The organism is Pseudonocardia oceani, from assembly GCF_019263585.2.
GTDB classification, from domain to species: domain Bacteria; phylum Actinomycetota; class Actinomycetes; order Mycobacteriales; family Pseudonocardiaceae; genus Pseudonocardia; species Pseudonocardia oceani.
In genome coordinates this window covers 2,681,562-2,700,315 of record NZ_JADQDF010000001.1, presented here as the reverse complement: position 1 = coordinate 2,700,315, position 18,754 = coordinate 2,681,562, and the positions used below count along the sequence as shown (strand labels likewise).

The 18,754-nt window shown below is 73.4% G+C and carries 15 protein-coding genes; 11 read left to right on the top strand and 4 right to left on the bottom strand.

The window, feature by feature from the left end:
- Positions 1 to 213: 213 nt before the first annotated feature.
- The 4 genes from I4I82_RS13415 (at position 214) to I4I82_RS13400 (ending at position 4,351) form a co-directional block, all read left to right on the top strand.
- Positions 214 to 516 carry a hypothetical protein gene (locus I4I82_RS13415; RefSeq protein WP_218595768.1) on the top strand — a complete coding sequence of 101 codons (303 nt, stop codon included), beginning with the start codon at positions 214 to 216 and terminating at the stop codon, positions 514 to 516.
- Between the two features lie 187 nt (positions 517 to 703).
- The gene (locus I4I82_RS13410) at positions 704 to 1,969 is read left to right on the top strand and encodes an aspartate kinase (RefSeq protein ID WP_218591717.1); all 1,266 of its coding nucleotides are present in this window, start codon (positions 704 to 706) and stop codon (positions 1,967 to 1,969) included.
- Positions 1,966 to 3,072 carry an aspartate-semialdehyde dehydrogenase gene (locus I4I82_RS13405; protein ID WP_218591718.1) on the top strand — a complete coding sequence of 369 codons (1,107 nt, stop codon included), beginning with the start codon at positions 1,966 to 1,968 and terminating at the stop codon, positions 3,070 to 3,072. The genes I4I82_RS13410 and I4I82_RS13405 overlap by 4 nt, the downstream gene beginning before the upstream one ends.
- A 163-nt stretch (positions 3,073 to 3,235) precedes the next feature.
- Positions 3,236 to 4,351: an ABC transporter ATP-binding protein gene (locus I4I82_RS13400; RefSeq protein WP_218591719.1), complete on the top strand. Its 1,116-nt coding sequence runs from the start codon at positions 3,236 to 3,238 to the stop codon at positions 4,349 to 4,351.
- Here the strand turns inward: I4I82_RS13400 and I4I82_RS13395 are convergent.
- On the bottom strand, positions 4,269 to 5,585 hold the full coding sequence (locus tag I4I82_RS13395) for an MFS transporter (RefSeq protein ID WP_218591720.1): 1,317 nt from the start codon (positions 5,583 to 5,585) through the stop codon (positions 4,269 to 4,271). The genes I4I82_RS13400 and I4I82_RS13395 overlap by 83 nt on opposite strands.
- 94 nt (positions 5,586 to 5,679) lie before the next feature.
- Between I4I82_RS13395 and I4I82_RS13390 the strand changes: the two genes are divergently transcribed.
- The 4 genes from I4I82_RS13390 (at position 5,680) to I4I82_RS13375 (ending at position 12,610) form a co-directional block, all read left to right on the top strand.
- The gene (locus tag I4I82_RS13390; RefSeq protein ID WP_218591721.1) at positions 5,680 to 7,134 is read left to right on the top strand and encodes a catalase; all 1,455 of its coding nucleotides are present in this window, start codon (positions 5,680 to 5,682) and stop codon (positions 7,132 to 7,134) included.
- A 255-nt stretch (positions 7,135 to 7,389) separates the two neighbouring features.
- Positions 7,390 to 9,642: a glycosyltransferase family 2 protein gene (locus I4I82_RS13385; protein WP_218591722.1), complete on the top strand. Its 2,253-nt coding sequence runs from the start codon at positions 7,390 to 7,392 to the stop codon at positions 9,640 to 9,642.
- Positions 9,639 to 11,591, top strand: coding sequence for a radical copper oxidase GlxA (glxA, locus tag I4I82_RS13380; protein WP_226370034.1), 1,953 nt, complete (start codon positions 9,639 to 9,641; stop codon positions 11,589 to 11,591). The genes I4I82_RS13385 and glxA overlap by 4 nt, the downstream gene beginning before the upstream one ends.
- An 11-nt stretch (positions 11,592 to 11,602) precedes the next feature.
- Positions 11,603 to 12,610: a glycoside hydrolase family 6 protein gene (locus tag I4I82_RS13375; protein ID WP_226370033.1), complete on the top strand. Its 1,008-nt coding sequence runs from the start codon at positions 11,603 to 11,605 to the stop codon at positions 12,608 to 12,610.
- A gap of 18 nt (positions 12,611 to 12,628) precedes the next feature.
- Here I4I82_RS13375 and I4I82_RS13370 read toward each other — a convergent pair whose 3' ends face one another.
- Positions 12,629 to 13,666, bottom strand: a complete 1,038-nt coding sequence (locus tag I4I82_RS13370) for a GNAT family N-acetyltransferase (protein ID WP_218591723.1) — start codon at positions 13,664 to 13,666, stop codon at positions 12,629 to 12,631.
- 148 nt (positions 13,667 to 13,814) lie between these two features.
- Between I4I82_RS13370 and I4I82_RS13365 the strand changes: the two genes are divergently transcribed.
- A complete protein-coding gene (locus tag I4I82_RS13365; RefSeq protein WP_218591724.1) occupies positions 13,815 to 14,237 on the top strand; it encodes an organic hydroperoxide resistance protein in 423 nt (140 codons plus the stop codon).
- 20 nt (positions 14,238 to 14,257) lie between these two features.
- Here the strand turns inward: I4I82_RS13365 and I4I82_RS13360 are convergent, their stop codons facing one another.
- Together I4I82_RS13360 and I4I82_RS13355 are read right to left on the bottom strand one after the other, a co-directional pair.
- On the bottom strand, positions 14,258 to 16,078 hold the full coding sequence (locus I4I82_RS13360) for a prolyl oligopeptidase family serine peptidase (protein WP_226370032.1): 1,821 nt from the start codon (positions 16,076 to 16,078) through the stop codon (positions 14,258 to 14,260).
- A 61-nt stretch (positions 16,079 to 16,139) separates the two neighbouring features.
- Complete coding sequence (locus I4I82_RS13355) at positions 16,140 to 16,577, bottom strand: septum formation family protein (RefSeq protein WP_218595767.1); 438 nt, start codon at positions 16,575 to 16,577, stop codon at positions 16,140 to 16,142.
- A 182-nt stretch (positions 16,578 to 16,759) separates the two neighbouring features.
- On the opposite strand from I4I82_RS13355, the gene I4I82_RS13350 reads away from it, so the two are divergent.
- Both I4I82_RS13350 and I4I82_RS13345 read left to right on the top strand, forming a co-directional pair.
- Positions 16,760 to 17,560: a PaaI family thioesterase gene (locus tag I4I82_RS13350; protein WP_218595766.1), complete on the top strand. Its 801-nt coding sequence runs from the start codon at positions 16,760 to 16,762 to the stop codon at positions 17,558 to 17,560.
- A 68-nt stretch (positions 17,561 to 17,628) separates the two neighbouring features.
- Positions 17,629 to 18,732, top strand: a complete 1,104-nt coding sequence (locus I4I82_RS13345; protein WP_218590149.1) for an AI-2E family transporter — start codon at positions 17,629 to 17,631, stop codon at positions 18,730 to 18,732.
- Positions 18,733 to 18,754 lie beyond the last annotated feature (22 nt).

The following is an 18,754-nucleotide window of genomic DNA, read 5'->3' as shown; positions in this document are numbered from 1 at the left end:
CCCGCGACGAGGGGCCGGTCGGTCAGACCCCGCCGCGGCAACCAAGGAGCAGGCGCGCCACGCCGTCGACCCTAGCCCGACCCCCCGGGACGCCCGCAACCCCCATCCCGCAGGCTGATCACCCGATCGGGTGATACTTACGAGTAGGGCCCGGCTCCGCGTTCTGCCACCATGGGCCGTCATCGTCCGGCAGGTCTACGAGGGTGGGTTCGAGTGGCAGTGGGAACCACGGCGCGGCGGGGCATCGACGCCCTGGCCAACGTCCTGCGGATCATCGGCATGGCCATCGTGCTCGTCCTGGTGGTGTTCATCGTCCTCACCCTCCTGGACGCGAACCCGGAGAACGGCCTCACCGTGCTCGTGAGCGATCTCGCGGACACCTTCGACCTCGGCCTCTCGGACCTGTTCCAGCCCGCCGAACCCAAGCTCGCCGTCGTCCTGAACTACGGCACCGCCGCGGTGATCTGGTTCGCGATCACCACGGTCGTCGTGCGCCTGGTACGCCGGGCCGGCTGACCCCGGCCCCACCCCGACGCCGCCCCGCGCCTGCCCCGCCCACGGCCGGCCGCCCCTCCTGTGGTGTCAGTCATCCCGGTCGGCGCAGCCGGGGCGGGCCGGTACTGTCGGGACCCGACCAGCGCCCTCACAGGCGGACGGACCCATGGGCGCGGAGTTCCCGCCGCGCCGGTTGTAGGAGGTCGGCGTGGCCCTCGTCGTGCAGAAGTACGGCGGATCATCCGTCCAGGACGCGGACCGCATCAAGAAGGTCGCGGAGCGGATCGTCCGGACGCACAAGGAGGGCAACGACGTCGTCGTCGTCGCCTCGGCGATGGGCGACACCACCGACGAGCTGCTCGACCTCGCCGAGCAGGTCTCCCCGGCGCCGCCGCCGCGCGAGCTGGACATGCTCCTCACCTCCGGCGAGCGCATCTCCAACGCGCTGCTCGCCATGGCGATCCACGCGCTCGGTGTCGAGGCCCGCTCGTTCACCGGGTCGCAGGCCGGCATGGTGACGACGTCCAAGCACGGTGACGCGCGGATCGTGAACGTCAACCCCCAGCGCCTGCGCGAGGCCCTCGACGAGGGCTCGATCGTGCTGGTGGCGGGCTTCCAGGGCGTCAGCCAGGACTCCAAGGACGTCACGACGCTGGGCCGCGGCGGCTCCGACACCACCGCCGTCGCGCTCGCCGCCGCCCTCGATGCCGACGTCTGCGAGATCTACACCGACGTCGACGGCATCTTCTCGGCCGACCCGCGGATCGTCCCGGACGCGCAGCTCATCGACCAGATCACCTACGAGGAGATGCTGGAGATGGCGGCGTGCGGGGCGAAGGTCCTGCACCTGCGCGCCGTCGAGTACGCCCGGCGCTACAACGTCCCGCTGCGGGTGCGCAGCTCGTACACCGACAAGCCGGGCTCGCTCGTCACCGGCTCGATCGAGGAGATCCCCTTGGAGAACGCGATCATCACCGGGGTCGCGCACGACCGGTCCGAAGCGAAGATCACCGTCACCGACGTCCCGGACACCCCCGGCATGGCGGCGCGGATCTTCCGGACGGTCGCCGACGCCGACATCAACATCGACATGGTGCTGCAGAACATCAGCCGCACCACCGAGCAGCGCACCGACATCACGTTCACGCTGCCCCGCGTCGACGGCCCGCGCGGGGTCGCCGCGCTCACCGCGGCGCAGCCCGAGATCGGGTTCGCGCAGATCCTGCACGACGAGGAGGTCGGAAAGGTGTCGCTGGTGGGGGCGGGGATGCGCAACCATCCCGGCGTGACCGCCACCTTCTGCGAGGCCCTGTCCGAGGCCGGCATCAACATCGAGACCATGAACACCTCGGAGATCCGGATCTCGGTCATCTGCCGCGTCGACCAGCTCGACACGGCGGTCAAGGCCCTGCACGACGCCTTCGAGCTCGGCGGCGCCGAGCAGGCCGTGGTGCACGCGGGGACCGGGCGATGAACGGGGGACGGCAGCCGGCGGAGCTTGCGGAGCCGGCGGGGCGGGTAGGCGCAGTTCTGGCGATCGTGGGTGCCACCGGCGCGGTGGGTTCCACGATGATCGAGATCATCGACGCGCGCGAGACCGTGCCGTGGTCGGAGATCCGGCTCGTCGCCTCGGCGCGGTCGGCGGGCAAGGTGCTGCGGGTCCGCGGCGAGGACGTCACCGTCCGGCTGCTGGAGCCGGAGGTGTTCGACGGCGTCGACATCGCGCTGTTCGACGTGCCCGACGAGGTGAGCGCGGAGTGGGCGCCGGTCGCCGCGGCGCGCGGGGCGGTGGCCGTCGACAACTCCGGAGCGTTCCGGATGGATCCCGAGGTGCCGCTGGTGGTGCCCGAGGTCAACGCCGACGAGGCCGCGAACCGGCCCAAGGGGATCATCGCGAACCCCAACTGCACGACGCTGTCGATGATGGCCGCGATGGGCGCGCTGCACCGCGAGTTCGGGCTCACCGCGCTCGTCGTCGCCTCGTACCAGGCGGCGTCCGGCGCGGGCCAGTCCGGCATCGACCGGCTGCAGGCCGAGCTGTCGGCCGTGTCCGGTCAGGACGTGGGCAAGCGGTCGGGCGACGTCGCCGAGGCGATCAGCGCGGCCGGGCTGCCCGCGGAGTCGCCGTTCCCGGCGCCGCTGGCGCTCAACGTCGTGCCGTGGGCCGGCTCCCTCAAGGACGACGGCTGGAGCTCCGAGGAGCTCAAGGTGCGCAACGAGTCGCGCAAGATCCTCGGCATCCCGGACCTGAAGGTGTCGGCCACCTGCGTGCGCGTCCCGGTGGTCACCACCCACGCGCTGGCGGTGCACGCGACGTTCGCCGCCGAGGTCGGCGTCGACGCGGCGCACAAGGTCCTCGGCGCGCAGCCGACGATCGTGCTGCGCGACGACCCGGCGGCGGGGCAGTGGCCCACGCCCGCCGACGCGGTGGGCGGTGACCCCACGGTCGTCGGCCGGGTGCGGCAGGCGCTGGACTTCCCCAACACCCTCGAGCTGTTCGTGTGCGGCGACAACCTGCGCAAGGGCGCCGCGCTCAACACCTACGAGATCGCGGAGACGGTGGCGGCCACGCTCTGAGCGCGGCGTTCGAGGGCCCGGTCGGCTGTGGCGCGGGACACGTGTTCCGTGCCACAGTGACCGGGCGCCGTCGTCGACCTGCAGACCGGTCAACCATGCAGGCAGGCCCGGGACCACCCGGGGGCCCGGCGCGCCCGCCCTCGACCTCCCTGGAGGACTTCCCATGGCCAGCATCACGTTCGACGCTGCCACGCGCACGTACCCGGGTGCCCCGCACCCCGCCGTCGACGCCCTCGACCTCGACATCACCGACGGCGAGTTCCTCGTCCTCGTCGGCCCGTCGGGCTGCGGGAAGTCCACCTCCCTGCGCATGCTCGCGGGGCTGGAGGAGGTCACCGGCGGTCGCATCCTCATCGGCGACAAGGACGTCACGCACCTGCCGCCCAAGGACCGCGACATCGCGATGGTGTTCCAGAACTACGCGCTGTACCCGCACATGACCGTGGCCGACAACATGGGCTTCGCGCTCAAGATCGCGGGCATGGGCAAGGAGGAGATCCGCAAGCGGGTCGAGGAGGCCGCGAAGATCCTCGACCTCGACAGCTACCTCGACCGCAAGCCCAAGGCCCTCTCGGGCGGCCAGCGCCAGCGCGTCGCGATGGGCCGCGCGATCGTCCGCAGCCCGCAGGTCTTCCTCATGGACGAGCCGCTGTCGAACCTCGACGCCAAGCTGCGCGTGCAGACCCGCACCCAGATCGCGGCGCTGCAGCGGCGCCTGGCCACCACCACCGTCTACGTCACCCACGACCAGGTCGAGGCCATGACGATGGGCGACCGTGTGGCGGTGCTCAAGGACGGGCTGCTCCAGCAGGTCGACACCCCGCGCAACCTCTACGACCGGCCCGACAACGTGTTCGTCGCGGGCTTCATCGGCTCGCCCGCGATGAACCTGGCCGAGGTCACCGTCACCGACGAGGGTGCGGAGATCGGCGGGCACGTCCTGCCGCTGCAGCGCTCGGTCCGCTCGGCGCTGTCGGCCGAGGGCGCCCGCACGGCCACACTCGGGTTCCGTCCCGAGTCCATCGCGGTGGTCGGCGACGGCGAGGGCATCCCGTTCGAGGTCGTCGTCGTCGAGGAGCTCGGGTCCGACGCGTTCGCCTACGGCAGCCTCAAGGTCGACGACGGCCCCGGTGCCGGCGACGGCAAGCTGCTCACCGTGCGTGTCGACGCCCGGACGCCCCCGCGCAAGGGCGAGATCATCCACCTGAGCATCCGCCCGGGCGAGGAGCACGTCTTCTCGCCGGGCACCGGCTCGCGGATCGCGCCCGCCGAGGGCTGATCCACCCGCACGTTCGGACCGTCGGAGCCGCCGCGACCCCCGGGTGCGGCGGCTCCGTCGTGTGCGCGCCGGCGAGCAGCGCCGCCACCCCGGCCGTCGCGACGCCCAGCGTCCCGACCGCGACGACCGCGACGGCCGGGCTCGCGACGTCGACCAGCACCCCGGCCAGCGGCGTGCCCGCGGCGGCGCCGAGCGTGATGGCCGAGCCGTGCAGCCCGGTGACGACGCCGCGCGCCGCCTCCGGGGCCAGCCGGCTCACCGCCTCCGACGTGGCCGCCAGTGCGGGCGCGCACATCAGCCCGGCGGGCACGAGCAGCAGCGCGAAGCTCCACCACACCCCGCCCAGCGCCACCGGCAGCGTGGCGACGCCGAGCAGCGCGACCAGCGCGAACACCGGGTACGACCGGCGTGCGGTGCCGTAGAGGAAGCCCCCGGCGATCGACGACAGGCACCACACCGCGTTGACCAGCGCGATCGCGTACACCGGCCCGGCCTCCTGCACGCTCGCGATCACCGACAGCTCCGTGCCGAAGACGACGAGGACCGCGGCGGAGGTGGCGAGCAGCGCCCCGAGCAGCCGGCGGTCGAGCCAGGAGCGCACGGACGGCGGCGGGCCGTCGTCGTCGGTCGCGGAGCCCGCGCGGGTCCTGGGGTCGAGCACCCAGAACGCGATGCCCGACGCGACCCACCCGGCGCCGACCGCCCACGTCGCCGCGGTGCTGCCCAGCCCGATCACGAGCAGCGAGCCGAGCGCGGGCCCCACGATGTAGGAGACCTCGACCGACATCGAGTCGAGCGAGAACGCGGGACGGCGGTGCTCCTCGGGCACCAGCGCGGCGAGCGACTGGCGGATCACCGAGTAGACCGGCATCCCCAGCGCCCCGGCGAGCAGCGCGCCGACCAGCAGCGCGGGGTAGCCCAGCAGGTGCGCGACGCTCCAGAACACCGCCGCCGACGCGCTGGTGAGGACGAGCACCGGCCGCAGCCCGCGCCGGTCGACGACCCGCCCGAGCAGCGGCGCGCCGACGGCCATGCCGATCGTGCTCGCCGCGCCGACGGCACCCGCGGCCGCGTAGCCGAGGTCCAGGGTGAGCACGACGTGCAGCGTCAGCGTGATCGCTGCGGCGGACGCGGGGATGCGCGCGACGAGGGCGAGCAGCACGAGCGGGGTGACGCCGGGGATCGCCAGCACCGTGCGGAAGCCCGCGAGACCGCCCGGGGTCGTGGTGACCATGCCGTCATCGTGGACCACGGGCGGGAGTCGGCGGGCGGTGTTTGCGCGCGACGGCGCCGGGAAACCCTAGGCGCACGCCTATCAAAGGAGACCCGTGACCGAACCGCGGTACACCACGACCGACGGCGGTGCACCGGTGGCGAGCGACGAGCACTCGCTCACCCTCGGCCCGAACGGCCCGATCCTGCTGCAGGACCACTACCTGATCGAGCAGATGGCGGCGTTCAACCGGGAGCGCATCCCGGAGCGCCAGCCGCACGCCAAGGGGGGTGGCGCGTTCGGCGAGTTCACGACGACCGAGGACGTCAGCCGCTTCACCCGCGCCGCGCTCTACCAGCCCGGTGTCTCCACGCGGACGCTGATCCGCTTCTCGACCGTGGCCGGCGAGCGGGGCAGCCCCGACACCTGGCGTGACCCGCGCGGCTTCTCCCTCAAGCACTACACGACCGAGGGAAACTACGACATGGTCGGCAACAACGTGCCGATCTTCTTCATCCGCGACCCGCTGAAGTTCCAGCACTTCATCCGGAGCCAGAAGCGTCGCGCGGCGAACAACCTGCGCGACCACGACATGCAGTGGGACTTCTGGACGCTCTCGCCCGAGTCGGCGCACATGCTGACCTGGCTGATGGGCGACCGCGGCATCCCGAGGACGTGGCGCCACATGAACGGCTACTCCAGCCACACCTACATGTGGACCAACGCCGGCGGCGAGAAGTTCTGGGTCAAGTACCACTACAAGACCGACCAGGGCATCGAGTTCCTCACCCAGGACGAGGGCGACCAGCTCGCGGGCTCCGACGCCGACTTCCACCAGCGCGACCTCTACGACACGATCGAGAGCGGTGGGCGCCCGAGCTGGACGCTGCACGTGCAGGTCATGCCGTTCGAGGACGCCACGACCTACCGGTTCAACCCGTTCGACCTCACGAAGGTGTGGCCGCACGCGGACTACCCGCTGATCAAGGTCGGGACGCTGGTCCTCGACCGGAACGTCACCGACTACCACACGGAGATGGAGCAGGCGGCCTTCGAGCCGAACAACCTGGTCCCCGGGATCGGGCTGTCGCCGGACAAGATGCTGCTGGGCCGCGGGTTCGCCTACGCCGACGCGCACCGCGCCCGGCTCGGCGTCAACTACAAGCAGATCCCGGTCAACGCGCCGGTCGTGCCGGTGCACAGCTACAGCAAGGACGGCGTCGGCCGCACGGTCAACGTGACCGACCCGGTCTACGCGCCGAACTCCTACGGCGGCCCGCACGCGAACCCGGCGCTGACCGACGAGGCCGGCCTCTGGTACGCCGACGGCGAGATGGTCCGCACCGCCTACACGCTGCGCGCCGAGGACGACGACTTCGGACAGGCCGCGTCGATGGTCCGGGACGTGCTCGACGACGACGAGCGCGCGCGGCTCGTCGACAACGTCGCCGGGCACCTCGCCGACGGCGTGAGCCCGGAGGTGCTGGCCAGGGCCTTCGAGTACTGGCGACAGATCGACAAGGAGATCGGCGACCGCATCGAGGCGGCCTACCGCGAGGTGACCGGATGACCTGAACTTTCGGTTAGGCCCGTTCGTCCGATCGGCGCCCCCGGACTCTCCCCGTCCGGGGGCACCGTGGCGTCCATGCTGTGGTGATGGTCACGTACGGTCGGAGCAGCACGCAGGGGTTCACCTGATAGAGGGCCACTGAGGGGTGCGGTGGCCGCACCCGGACGACCTCCGTCACGTTGTGCTGTGTAACGGGTCGGGGTCACCGACGCGATCACGCTTGTGCAGCGTCAGTCGATCCCGGGGAGAAGCCGCGTGCAGGAGAGCCCGACCATCGGTCCGGAGACCGGTGGTTTCGCCGTTCGCGACTTCAGCCGGTTGTCCGGCGACATCGTCGAGCCCGGCCCCGGTTACCGGGTCCGCTACCGCGGCCTGCACGCGTCGTCGGGCCGCCGGGCGTGGGCGGTGTCGCTGCTGATCATCACGCTGAACGTGCTGTTCGAGGCGGCCTTCGTCTACTGGCTGCTGCAGCCCTCGCACACCCCCGAGATCGACGAGACGCGGCCGTGGACGGTCGTCGCGAACATCTTCGTCATCGCCTCCATCGCGCTCGTCGAGGGCCTGCGGCTGATCAACGTCTTCTCGCTGTCGCTGGCCTCGGTGCTCGCCCGCGACCCGGTCCCGGTGCGCCCGGACCCCCGCCTGCGCGTTGCGTTCCTCACCACCATCGTCCCCGGCAAGGAGCCGCTGGAGATGGTGCAGGCCACGCTGCAGGCCGCACGCCGGATCCGGCACGACGGGCTGTTCCACGTCTGGCTGCTGGACGAGGGCGACGACCCCGCCGTCCGCGCGATGTGCCAGGCCGAGGGCGTGCGGCACTTCAGTCGCAAGGGCATCCCGGAGTACAACCAGCCGACCGGGCACTTCAAGGCGAAGACCAAGCACGGCAACTACAACGCCTGGGTCGACCGCTACGGCCACCGCTACGAGGTCTTCCTCTCCGTCGACCCCGACCACGTGCCGCTACCCAACTACGCGGAGCGGATGCTCGGCTACTTCCGCGACCCCGACGTCGCGTTCGTCGTGGGGCCGCAGTGCTACGCCAACGTCGACAACTTCGTCACCAAGGGCGCCGAGAGCCAGCAGTTCCCGTTCCACAGCGTCATCCAGCGCGCCGCCAACGCCTACCAGGCGCCGATGCTGGTCGGCACGAACAACGCCATCCGGATCGACGCGCTGGTCTGCATCGGCGGGCTCGCCGACTCGATCACCGAGGACATGGCCACCGGGCTCGCGATCCACTCCCGCCGCAACCCGGTCACCGGGTCGAAGTGGAAGTCGGTCTACACGCCCGACGTCGTCGCCGTCGGCGAGGGCCCGTCGTCCTGGAGCGACTACTTCAGCCAGCAGCTGCGCTGGTCGCGCGGCACGTTCGAGATCCTGTCCGGGCCGTTCTGGAAGCGCATCCGCCGGCTCTCGCCGGGACGGGTGCTGCACTACGTCCTGATCACGACGTTCTACCCGTCGATGGCGATCGGCTGGATCCTCGGCTCGGTCAACGCCGTGCTGTACCTGACGCTCGGCGTGTCCGGCATCGTCGTGCCGCCGCAGCTGTGGCTCGCGCTCTACATCGACGCCACCGCGTTCCAGCTGTGGGTCTACATCCGCAACCGGCGCTACAACGTCAGCCCGTACGAGAAGGAGAACTCGCCGGGCGTGCGCGGGATGGCGATGTCGGTCATCTCCGCGCCCATCTACGCGAGCTCGCTCATCGCCACGCTGCTGCGGCGCCCGGCGAAGTTCGTCGTCACCCCCAAGAGCGACGCGGCCACGCAGGACAGGCTGGTCACCTTCCGCCGACACCTGCAGTGGACGGTCCTGCTCGGGTGCGCGCTCGGCGCGTCGGTGGTGCTGGGCTACGCGAACATCGACGTGATGATGTGGCCCGCGCTGGCCCTGCTCATCAGTCTCACGCCGGTGGCGCTGTGGTGGCTCAACGCCGACGTGCAGCGCAGCGCGGCCACGGGTGCCGACGTCGTCGACGCGGCCGTCGACGCCGACCCGGTCGTCCTGGCCAGCGCGGAGCGCGGCGACGACCTCGACGACGAGGGCCCCGACGCCGGTCAGCCGCGCCGCACCTCGCTGCGCGGGGAGCCGATCCGCCCGCGCGAGGGCGCCCGCCCGCGCCCGGGTGTCGACGCCGGTCCGGCCGGCCGCATCCCGCGGCCCGCCCCGCCGGTGGACCACCGGTCCGGTCGCGCCCCGATGCCCGACCGCCCCGCCGGCGCGCCCCAGCGGCCGGGGCAGATCCCGCCCCGTCCGCGGGTGCCGGTCCCGGCCGGTCCGCGCGTCCCGCACCAGGCCGATCCGGGCCGCCGCGGCGCGCCCCCCGCGCCGCGCCCGCCGATGCGGCCCGAGCCGCACCGCGCCGGCGTCCCCGCGGGGGCCGCCGCCGCACACCCCTCCGACGACCGGTCGCCCGTCCCGGGCGGTCTCCCGATGATCCCGCGGGTCACCCCCGCACCCCGGCCGGTCCCGGCCACCGAGAAGGAGAGTGACCCCTCGTGAGGCGCCTGCTGCGCAGCACCCTGGCCGCGATCAAGCGACGGGGGCGCATCCTCACGGTCGTCCTGGTGCCCGCGGTGCTGATCGCGGTGAACGTGCCGCCCGCCGTGGCGTTCGTCGCCGAGATCCGGCACCAGCAGCTCATCGACAGCCCGGAGTACCAGGCCGAGTTCGGCCGGTGGGACGTCGTCGAGCTGCCCGAGGACCTGCAGATCAACGCGATCCACGCCGCGCTGCTGCCCACCGGCAAGCTGCTCATCATCGCGGGCTCGGGCAACGACCGCGCCCAGTTCGACGCGGGTACGTTCCGCAGCCTGCTCTACGACCCCGCCACCGGTCAGGCGCGGATGGTCATGACGCCCGCCGACATGTTCTGCGCCGGGCACGCGTTCCTCTCCGACGGCAACCTGCTCGTCGCCGGCGGAACCCAGCGCTACGAGCTGCTCGAGGGCGCCGTCACGCACGCAGCGGGCGCGATGCGCGTGCGCAACGAGTTCCCCGACGGCGGCCGCGACTTCCCGGCCGGCACCGAGTTCGTCGCCCCCGACGGCAAGTCCTACCGCGCGACGAGCGCCTTCACGGTGCCGCCCGCCGACAAGCTGATCGCCCGCGACGGCAGCGCGACCGTCACCGCGAGCGAGACCGTGATCTGGGTGGAGTCGATCGTGGAGGGCGCCCCCGGGGTCACCGCCGACCCGGCGCAGTACGCGATCACCGGCCTCACCGGTGCCGACGCGGAGAACTTCTACGGCCTGGCCGAGGCGATGGACCTCGACAAGCAGGACTACCAGGGCATCGCCGACTCCTTCGAGTTCGACCCGATCGCCGAGGAGTACGTGCGCGTCGGGGACATGAAGCACAAGCGCTGGTACCCCAGCCTCACGCCGCTCTCGGACGGCACGGTGCTCTCGGTGTCGGGCCTCGACGGCACCGGCACGATCCTGCCGGGCCAGAACGAGGTCTACGACCCGGCCACGAAGGAGTGGACGGAGCGGCCCGACCTGTTCCGCTACTTCCCGACCTACCCCGCGCTGTTCCAGACCGCGAAGCCCGGCGAGCTGTTCTTCACCGGCTCCAGCACGGGCTACGGCCCGGCCGAGGAGGGGCGCACGCCCGGCTTCTGGAACCTCGACGACAACACGTTCGTGCCCGTCCCGGGCCTGCGCGACCCCGACATGATGGAGACCTCCGGGTCCGTGTGGGCCGGCCCGGTGCAGGACCAGCGGATGCTCGTCGTCGGCGGGGGCGGGGTCGGCGAGTCGCCGCTGTCGACCACGCGCACCGACGTCATCGACATCGCGGCCGAGGCGCCCGCGTACACGCCCGGGCCGGACCTGCCCGCGCCCACGCGCTACCCGAACGTCATCACGCTGCCGACCGACGAGATCCTCATCGCGGGCGGCTCGCGCGACTACCGCGGCAAGGGGCAGAGCCACAACTACGTGGCCAGCCTCTACACGCCCTCGTCGAACACGCTGCGACCCGCGGCCGAGTCCTCGGTCGGGCGCGACTACCACTCGGCGGGCCTGCTACTGCCCAACGGGCAGGTGATCGTGCTGGGCGGCGACGCGCTGTTCTCCGACCCGCTCAACACCCGCGACGCCGACTTCGAGCACCGCATCGAGATCTACACGCCGCCCTACATGTTCCAGGGGCCGCGCCCGGAGATCACCGACGCGGCGGCCACCGTCGGGCTCGGGCAGACGCTGACGGTGTCCACGCCCGACGCCGACCGGGTCGACCGCGCACGGCTGGTCCGGCCCAGCGCGGCCACCCACGTCACCGACCTGGAGCAGCGCACGGTCGCCCTCGACGTCACGGCCAATCCCGACGGGACGCTCGGCCTCGCCGTGCCCGCCGAGCCGACGCTGGTTCCGCCGGGCTTCTACATGCTCTTCCTCGTCGACGACGCCGGCGTGCCGTCGGTCGCCCGCTGGGTGCAGGTCCAGTGAGGCCCGCGACCGTGCGCACCGCTCCGGCCGCCCGGATCGGCGGACTGCTCGCCGCCGCGGCGGTGCTGGCCGGCTGCGCCGCGCCCGCGCCGGCGCCCCCGGCGCCCGCGCTCGGCTCGTCGTCGGAGTCGGGGTACTACGTCGACCCGCGTACGGCGGCCGCCGCGCAGGTGGAGCAGTGGACGGCCGAGGGCCGCACAGGGGACGCCGACATGATCCGCCGCATCAGCGAGCAGCCGCTGCCGCTGTGGGTCTCCGGCGACGCCGCGGAGGTGCGGGCCCAGACCCGCGAGTACGTCGACCGCGCCACGGCGGTGGGCGCCCGCCCGCTGCTGGTGGCCTACAACATCCCGCACCGCGACTGCGGCAGCTTCTCCGGCGGCGGCGCCCCCGACGGCGACTACTACCGCGGCTGGATCTCCGAGCTGGCCGGGGCCGTCGAGGGCAGCGGTGCCACCGTCGTCCTGGAGCCGGACGCGGTGCCGCACGAGCTCTCGGGCTGCGTCGACGGCGCCCTGCGCGACGAGCGCTACGTGCTCCTCGGCGACGCGATCGACACGCTCAAGGAGGCCGGCGCCACCGTCTACATCGATGCGGGCAACCCCGGCTTCATCACCGACGTCGACGCGCTCGCCGGCGCGCTCGACCGCTCCGGCGTGCGGCGGGCCGACGGCTTCGCGCTCAACGTGGCCAACTTCCGCACGACCGAGGTCAACGTCGAGTTCGGCACCGCGCTGTCGGAGCGGCTCGACGGGGCCCGGTTCGTCATCGACACCAGCCGCAACGGGGCCGGTCCGCCGCCCGAGGGCGACATCGACGGCGCGCCGAGCTTCTGCAACCCGCCCGACCGCGCGCTGGGGGAGACGCCCACCACCGAGACCGGCTACGACCTCGTCGACGCGCTGCTCTGGGTCAAGCGCCCCGGCGAGTCAGACGGCGCCTGCCGCCCGGGCGAGCCGGAGGCCGGGCAGTGGTTCGCCGAGTACGGGCTGGGGCTCGCGGAGCGGGCCGCCGGGTAGCGCGCTCCCGCGCCCGGTCTACCCGACCAGGGTGCTCCCGGCGGCGAGGTCCGCGCGCAGTCGCACCTCGCCGTCGGCGATCTCGGCCGACGGGCGCAGCCCGGCGCGGCGCAGCAGCCGGGTGACGCCGAGGTCGTCGGGCCGCGCGACGCCCGTCAGCCCGGTGACGCCGCGCTCGGCGGCCGCGTCCGCCGTGCGCCGCAGCAGCGCGGTGCCGACGCCGCGGCCCTGCCACGCGTCCTCCACGACGACGCCGAACCGCGCGGCCGTCGGGCCGTCGGGGTTGAGGGTGGCCACGCCGACGGCGCTGCCGCCGTCGACGGTGACGGCCAGGACGGCCTCGCCGTCGTCGTCCCCGAGCAGGCGGTGCAGCTCGGCGGCGTCGAGCCGCGGGGCCGGGCTCAGGAAGCGCGAGCGCCGGGTGGCGGGGGAGCAGCGGGCGTGCAGGGCCGCGACCAGCGGGGCGTCGGCCGCCGTGGCCGCGCGCATGCGCACCTCGGACCCGTCGCGCAGCAGCAGGATGCGCTCGTCGCGCTCGGAGGCGGCCGGGCTGTGCAGCGCGAGCTGGGCCGCGAGCTCGAGCAGCGCCGCCGCGCGGGAGATCTCGGTGGCGGTGAACGGCCAGGCGCGGCCCAGGTGCAGCTGGCGCGCCCCGACGCGCAGCGAGTGGGAGTGGCCACCGGTGTCGGGGGCCGCCGGGTCGACCAGCCGGGCCCGCAGCATCGTCGCGACCGCGCGCGGCGCGCTGCCCGGGTCGGCGGCGACCATCCGGGCCAGGGCGAGCGCGGTCGTCGCCGGATCGGCGAGCTCCTGCGCGTCGGCCCGCACCAGCAGGGTGCAGGGGATCCCCGCGTTCTCGACCGCCGCCGTCATCGCCGCCGGGTCGACGCCCGCGGGCACCTTGACCAGCAGCTCGTCGGTGACGGAGCCGTCGTCGGCCGGTTCCCCGACGACGTGCAGCGAGATGATGTTGCATCCGGCCTCACCGACCGCCGTGGCGAGCTCGCCCAGCCGGCCGGGCCGGTCCTCCAGCTCCACGTGCACACGCCACAGCATCGGGTAGCCACCTCCTCGGGACGTCCGCCATCCTGCGCGCGCCGTGTTTCCGTCCGGCTACCGGTCGATGACGACGGTGGGTCGCGGGATGCGCTACGTTGCACCGGACTGAGTCGTGCACAATGTAAATGATCGAGGGGACTGCACCATGGCGGATGCGATCTACACGGCCGAGGCGACCTCCTCCGGCGGCGGGCGGGACGGGCGCGTCCGGACCTCCGACGGCATCATCGACCAGGACCTGAAGATGCCGCCCGCCCTCGGCGGCCCCGGCGGCGCGACCAACCCCGAGCAGCTGTTCGCGGCGGCCTACGCCACCTGCTTCCACGGCGCCCTGCGCCTGGTGGCCAAGAACAAGGGCGTCACGGTGCCCGACGAGGCCACCGTCGACGCGTCGGTGAGCCTCGCGCCCGACGACACCGGCTTCGGCATCAGCGCGACGATCACCGCGCACCTGCCGGGCCTCGACCAGGCCCAGGCCGACGAGCTCGTCGAGGGCGCGCACCAGGTGTGCCCGTACTCGAAGGCCACCCGCGGCAACGTCGACGTGGCGCTGAAGGCGACCGTCTGACGCTTCTCCCGCAACTCGGGTCAGCCCAGTGCCCGCCGCGCGAAGTCGATCTCCGTGGCGATGTGCTGCAGCGTCTGCTCCACCACCAGGCTCCCGTGCCCCGCGTCGAACCGGGCCACCTCGTAGGCCGCGTCCCCGCGTCCGGCCAGGGCGTCGAGGTAGTTGTCGATCTGCCGGATCGGGCAGCGCGGGTCGTTCTCCCCGGCCAGCACGAGCACCGGCACGCGCACCTCGTCGACGTAGGTGAGCGGCGACGCCGTCCGGTACCGCTCCGGCACCTCCTCGGGCGACCCGCCGAACAGCGCGCGGTCGAACGCGCGCAGCTGCTCCATCTCGTCGGCGTAGGCCGCGACGTAGTCGGCCACCGGCACACCGGCGAGCCCCGCGGCCCAGCGCCGCGGCTGCGTGCCGATGCCCAGCAGCGCCAGGTACCCGCCCCACGACCAGCCCTCGATCACGCACTTCCCGGCGTCGACCAGGCCCCGCGCGACGCACGCGTCGAACACCGCGGCCACGTCCTCGAGCTCGGTGGTGCCCGGCCGGCCCTCGATCGCGTCGCGCCACGCCGACCCGTAGCCGGTGGAGCCGCGGTAGTTCACCTCGACGACGACGAACCCGGCCTCCACCCACGCCGCGCGGACGGCGGTGAAGCGGTCCTCGTCGGCGGCGTGCGGACCGCCGTGCAGGCTGAACACCGCGCGCCCGTCGCCGTCGGCCGGGCTCGCGACCAGCGCGTGCACGCGCCCGCCGGGACCGTCCACCCACAGGTCACTGACCGGTACCGAACCGGGCGCGCGCTCCCCGGGCGGCGTCACGAGCACGCGGTCGGTGCCGTCGGGGTGCAGCGCCCGGACCGTCGACGGCTCGGCGGCCGAGGAGCAGGTGTACTCGACGGTGCCGTCGGGGCGCACGTCCGCCGAGCCGACGCAGCCGGGCGCGACCGGGAGCTCGGTGAGCACGCCGGCGTCGAGGTCGTAGCGGTGCAGGCGCGTGCGCGCGGCGTGGGTGTGCCACACGAGCAGCGCGCGGGCGTCGGGGGTGAAGTCGGCCGACAGCTCTCCGGGCAGGTCCAGCGCCAGCTCCGTCTGCGTCCCGGCGACGACGTCCCAGACGAGCAGCTCCTCCCGCCCGTGGCGCTCGTGCAGCACCAGCAGGCGCGGGTCGCCGTCGACGGGCGCGAACGCGATCGGGCTCAGCCCCTTGCCCGGCCCGTCGTGCAGCTCCGCGAGGGTGCCGCCGTCGTCGACGCGGACGACGCGCAGCGAGGGGTGGCGCGAGTCGCCGTGCTCGGAGTGGCTGATCGCGAGCAGCGTCTCGTCCTCCGACAGCGCGCCGACGCCCGCGTCCTCCGCGTTCTCGTAGACGACCGTCGCGGGCCCGTCGCCGCGGCGCAGCCAGATGCGCGTGCCGTCGTCGGTGGAGGTGCCGACGGCGGTGACGCGGCGGCCGATGTCGAGACCCGCGGAGTAGCCGTCCTCGACGCCGGGCACGGCCGGTGCGGCCGCGGAGCCGTCCGGGGCGAACGGCTCGGCGACCCAGTGGCCGAACTCGTCGCCGTCGGTGTCGGCGAACCACCAGACGTCCGCGCCGTCGGGCGACAGCGTCGCGGAGTGCGTGCCGCTGCGGCGGTCGGTGACCCGGCGGTGGACGTCGGTGGCGCGGTCCCACGTGTAGATCTCGGTCGTGCCGCTGGCGTTCGAGGAGTAGACGCACCGGTCGGGCGCGTCGCGGGCCCACGCCGGCCGGGACATCCGCGGCGCGGTGAACCGGGCCCGCCAGCGCTGCTCGCGCTCGTCGTCGAAGAGCCGGTCGGGGACGGGGGCGGCGGGATGGGTGGTCACGGGACCCGATCCTGCCCCACCCCGCCCGCCGGTGCCCCCGTGCGCCCGGGCCCCGTCGCCGTCAGCGGTCGGCGCCCCGCAGGGAGCCGGTGCTGGAGCTGCCGTCCTGCGCGGCCAGGATGCAGACGATCTCCCGGTCGCCGTCGTCCCAGGTGTCGGGGCTGGGCACCAGCGTCGAGTAGGAGATGCCGGAGTCCTGGTAGGCCACGCCGACGTAGTCCTGGAAGGCCTGGCCGGCGCACATCTGGTCGGCCTGGTCGCTGATCACCTGCTCGCCGGGGAAGTCGCCGTCGGGGAGCTGGGGGAGGGCGAAGATCTCGCCGGTGTGCGGCTCGGCGCAGTCGACGACGGGCACGGAGCTCACCTGGTCGTCGCTCGTGGTGTCGGTGAGGCACTGGCCGACCTCGAGGTCGAGCACGCTGGTGCCGCTGCAGGCGGCGACGGAGAGGAGGGCGCCGGCGGCGAGCGCCACGACGGAACGGCGGGCGGAGGAGTTCATGGTCATGTTCCTGAGGAGGTCCGGTGGACGACGAGAGTTACGACGAGTTCGCCACCGGATCCGTACATCGCCGCGAGGAGCGCCGGATCGGGTCTCCGGGTCAGGGGCCCGGGAGCGGCTGCAGGTACTCCAGGTAGGCGGTCGAACACGAGCCCGATCGTGCCGCCGGGTTAGGTTGCGCCGTGCCCGAGCCCACCGCACCGCCCGAGCCCACCGCACCGCCCGAGCCCACAGCACCGCCCGAGCCCACAGCCCCGTTGGAGCGCCTGCGCGCCGCGATCACCGATCCCGCCCGCCTCGCCCCCGCCTCCCGCACGACCGGGATCCGGCTCACGGCGGTCGAACCCGGCCGGGTGGTCGGTGACCTGCCGTCGGCCGCGGTGCTGCCGCCGCTGGGTGGCGCGCTGGTCCTCGCCGACTTCCTGCTCGGCTCCGCGATCGGCACGACGCTGCCCGCGGGGCACCGGGTCGGCACGCTGAGCCTGCACGCCTCCGTGTTCGCCCCGGGCGAGGGCGCGCTGTCCGCGACGGCCCGGCTCGTGCACCGCGGCACGACCGGGGTGAGCGAGGTGCTCGTCGTCGACGTGTCGGGGGAGCCGGTCCTGTCGGCGACCTCGCGCTGCGCGGTGCTGCCGTCGTCGGGGCCGCCGCCCGCCGCGGAGCCGGCCGCGGTGCTGCTCGGGATGCGGATGCAGCCGGACGGGGTGTCCGCCGTCGCCGACCCGGGGCTGGCCAACTACGGCGCGACGGTGCAGGGCGGGGTGCTCGCGACGGTGCTGGCGCACGCCCTCGACGCCGCGACGGGCGGGGTCGAGCTCGACGTCACGTTCCTGCGCGGGGTCGCCGTCGACGGCGCGGCCTTCACCGCCCGCGCGACGCCGGTGCACGGCGGCTCCCGGTTCGCCGCCGGCCGCGCCGAGCTGTTCGACGCCGCCGGTCGCCTCGCCGCGGTGGGCGCGGCGAGCAGGTGGCTCGCGCCCTGACCGTCAGTGCCGGGCGCACGGCGGCGAGGTTGCCGGGGCCCGGCCGACGGGTCTGTCACGATCACCGCGTGACCGACGCCGCGCCTCCCGCCCGCACGAGCTGGTCGAACCCGCTGTTCGGCTTCGCCGCGGCCGTCGTCACGGTCGCGGGGCTGCAGGCGTTCGGCGGGCTGCTCGGGCCGCTGTTCCTCGCGCTGGTGCTGATGGTGACGGTCGCGCCGATCGCCGGGGCGCTGCGCCGCCGCGGCGTGCCGCGCTGGCTCGCCACGCTCGTGACGCTCGGGTCGGTGTACGCGATCCTCGTGGCACTGGTGGGGTCGCTGGTCTACGCCGTGGCCGAGCTCGCGCGGGTCCTGCCGAGCTACGGCGGGCAGCTCAACATCCTGCTCGGCGAGACCGGCGAGCTGCTCGCGACGATCGGCGTCGGGCCCGACCAGATCCAGGCCGCGCTCGACCAGTTCGACGTCGGCAGTGTCGTCGGCGTGCTGCAGGGCTTCCTCGCGCAGTTCGCCGGGCTGCTGTCGAACCTGCTGCTGATCCTGTCGGTGCTGCTGTTCATGGCGTTCGACTCCGCGACCTTCCCCGAGCGCCTCCGGGCGCTGGGGCGCACGCGGCCGCACGTCGTCGAGGCGCTCACCGACTTCGCCCACGGCACCCGCAGCTTCCTGGCCGTCGCCACGGTCTTCGGCCTGGTCATCGCGGCGCTCGACGTGGCGGTCCTGTGGGTGCTCGGCGTGCCGCTCGCGCTGCTGTTCGGGCTGCTCGCGTTCATCGCGAACTTCGTGCCCAACATCGGCTTCCTCATCGCGCTCGCCCCGCCCGCGCTGTTCGCCCTGCTGGAGGGCGGCCCGGGGCTCATGCTGGCGGTGATCGTGTCGTTCATGGTCATCAACGTGGTGCTGCAGACGGTGATCCAGCCGCGGTTCGTCGGCGACGCGGTGGGGCTGTCGGTGACGGTCACGTTCCTCGCCCTGGTGTTCTGGGGGTTCGTGGTCGGGCCGCTGGGTGCGCTGCTGGCCATCCCGCTGACGCTGCTGGCCAAGGCCTTGCTCGTCGACATCCACCCGCACACCCGCTGGATCGACGTCCTCATCCGCGACGACGTGCCGGGCGCGGACGGTGAGAGGAGCATCGACGGGGATCCCACTCCGGATGAGCCAGTGGTACGTTGACCCGATGGGTGGGACGTATCCG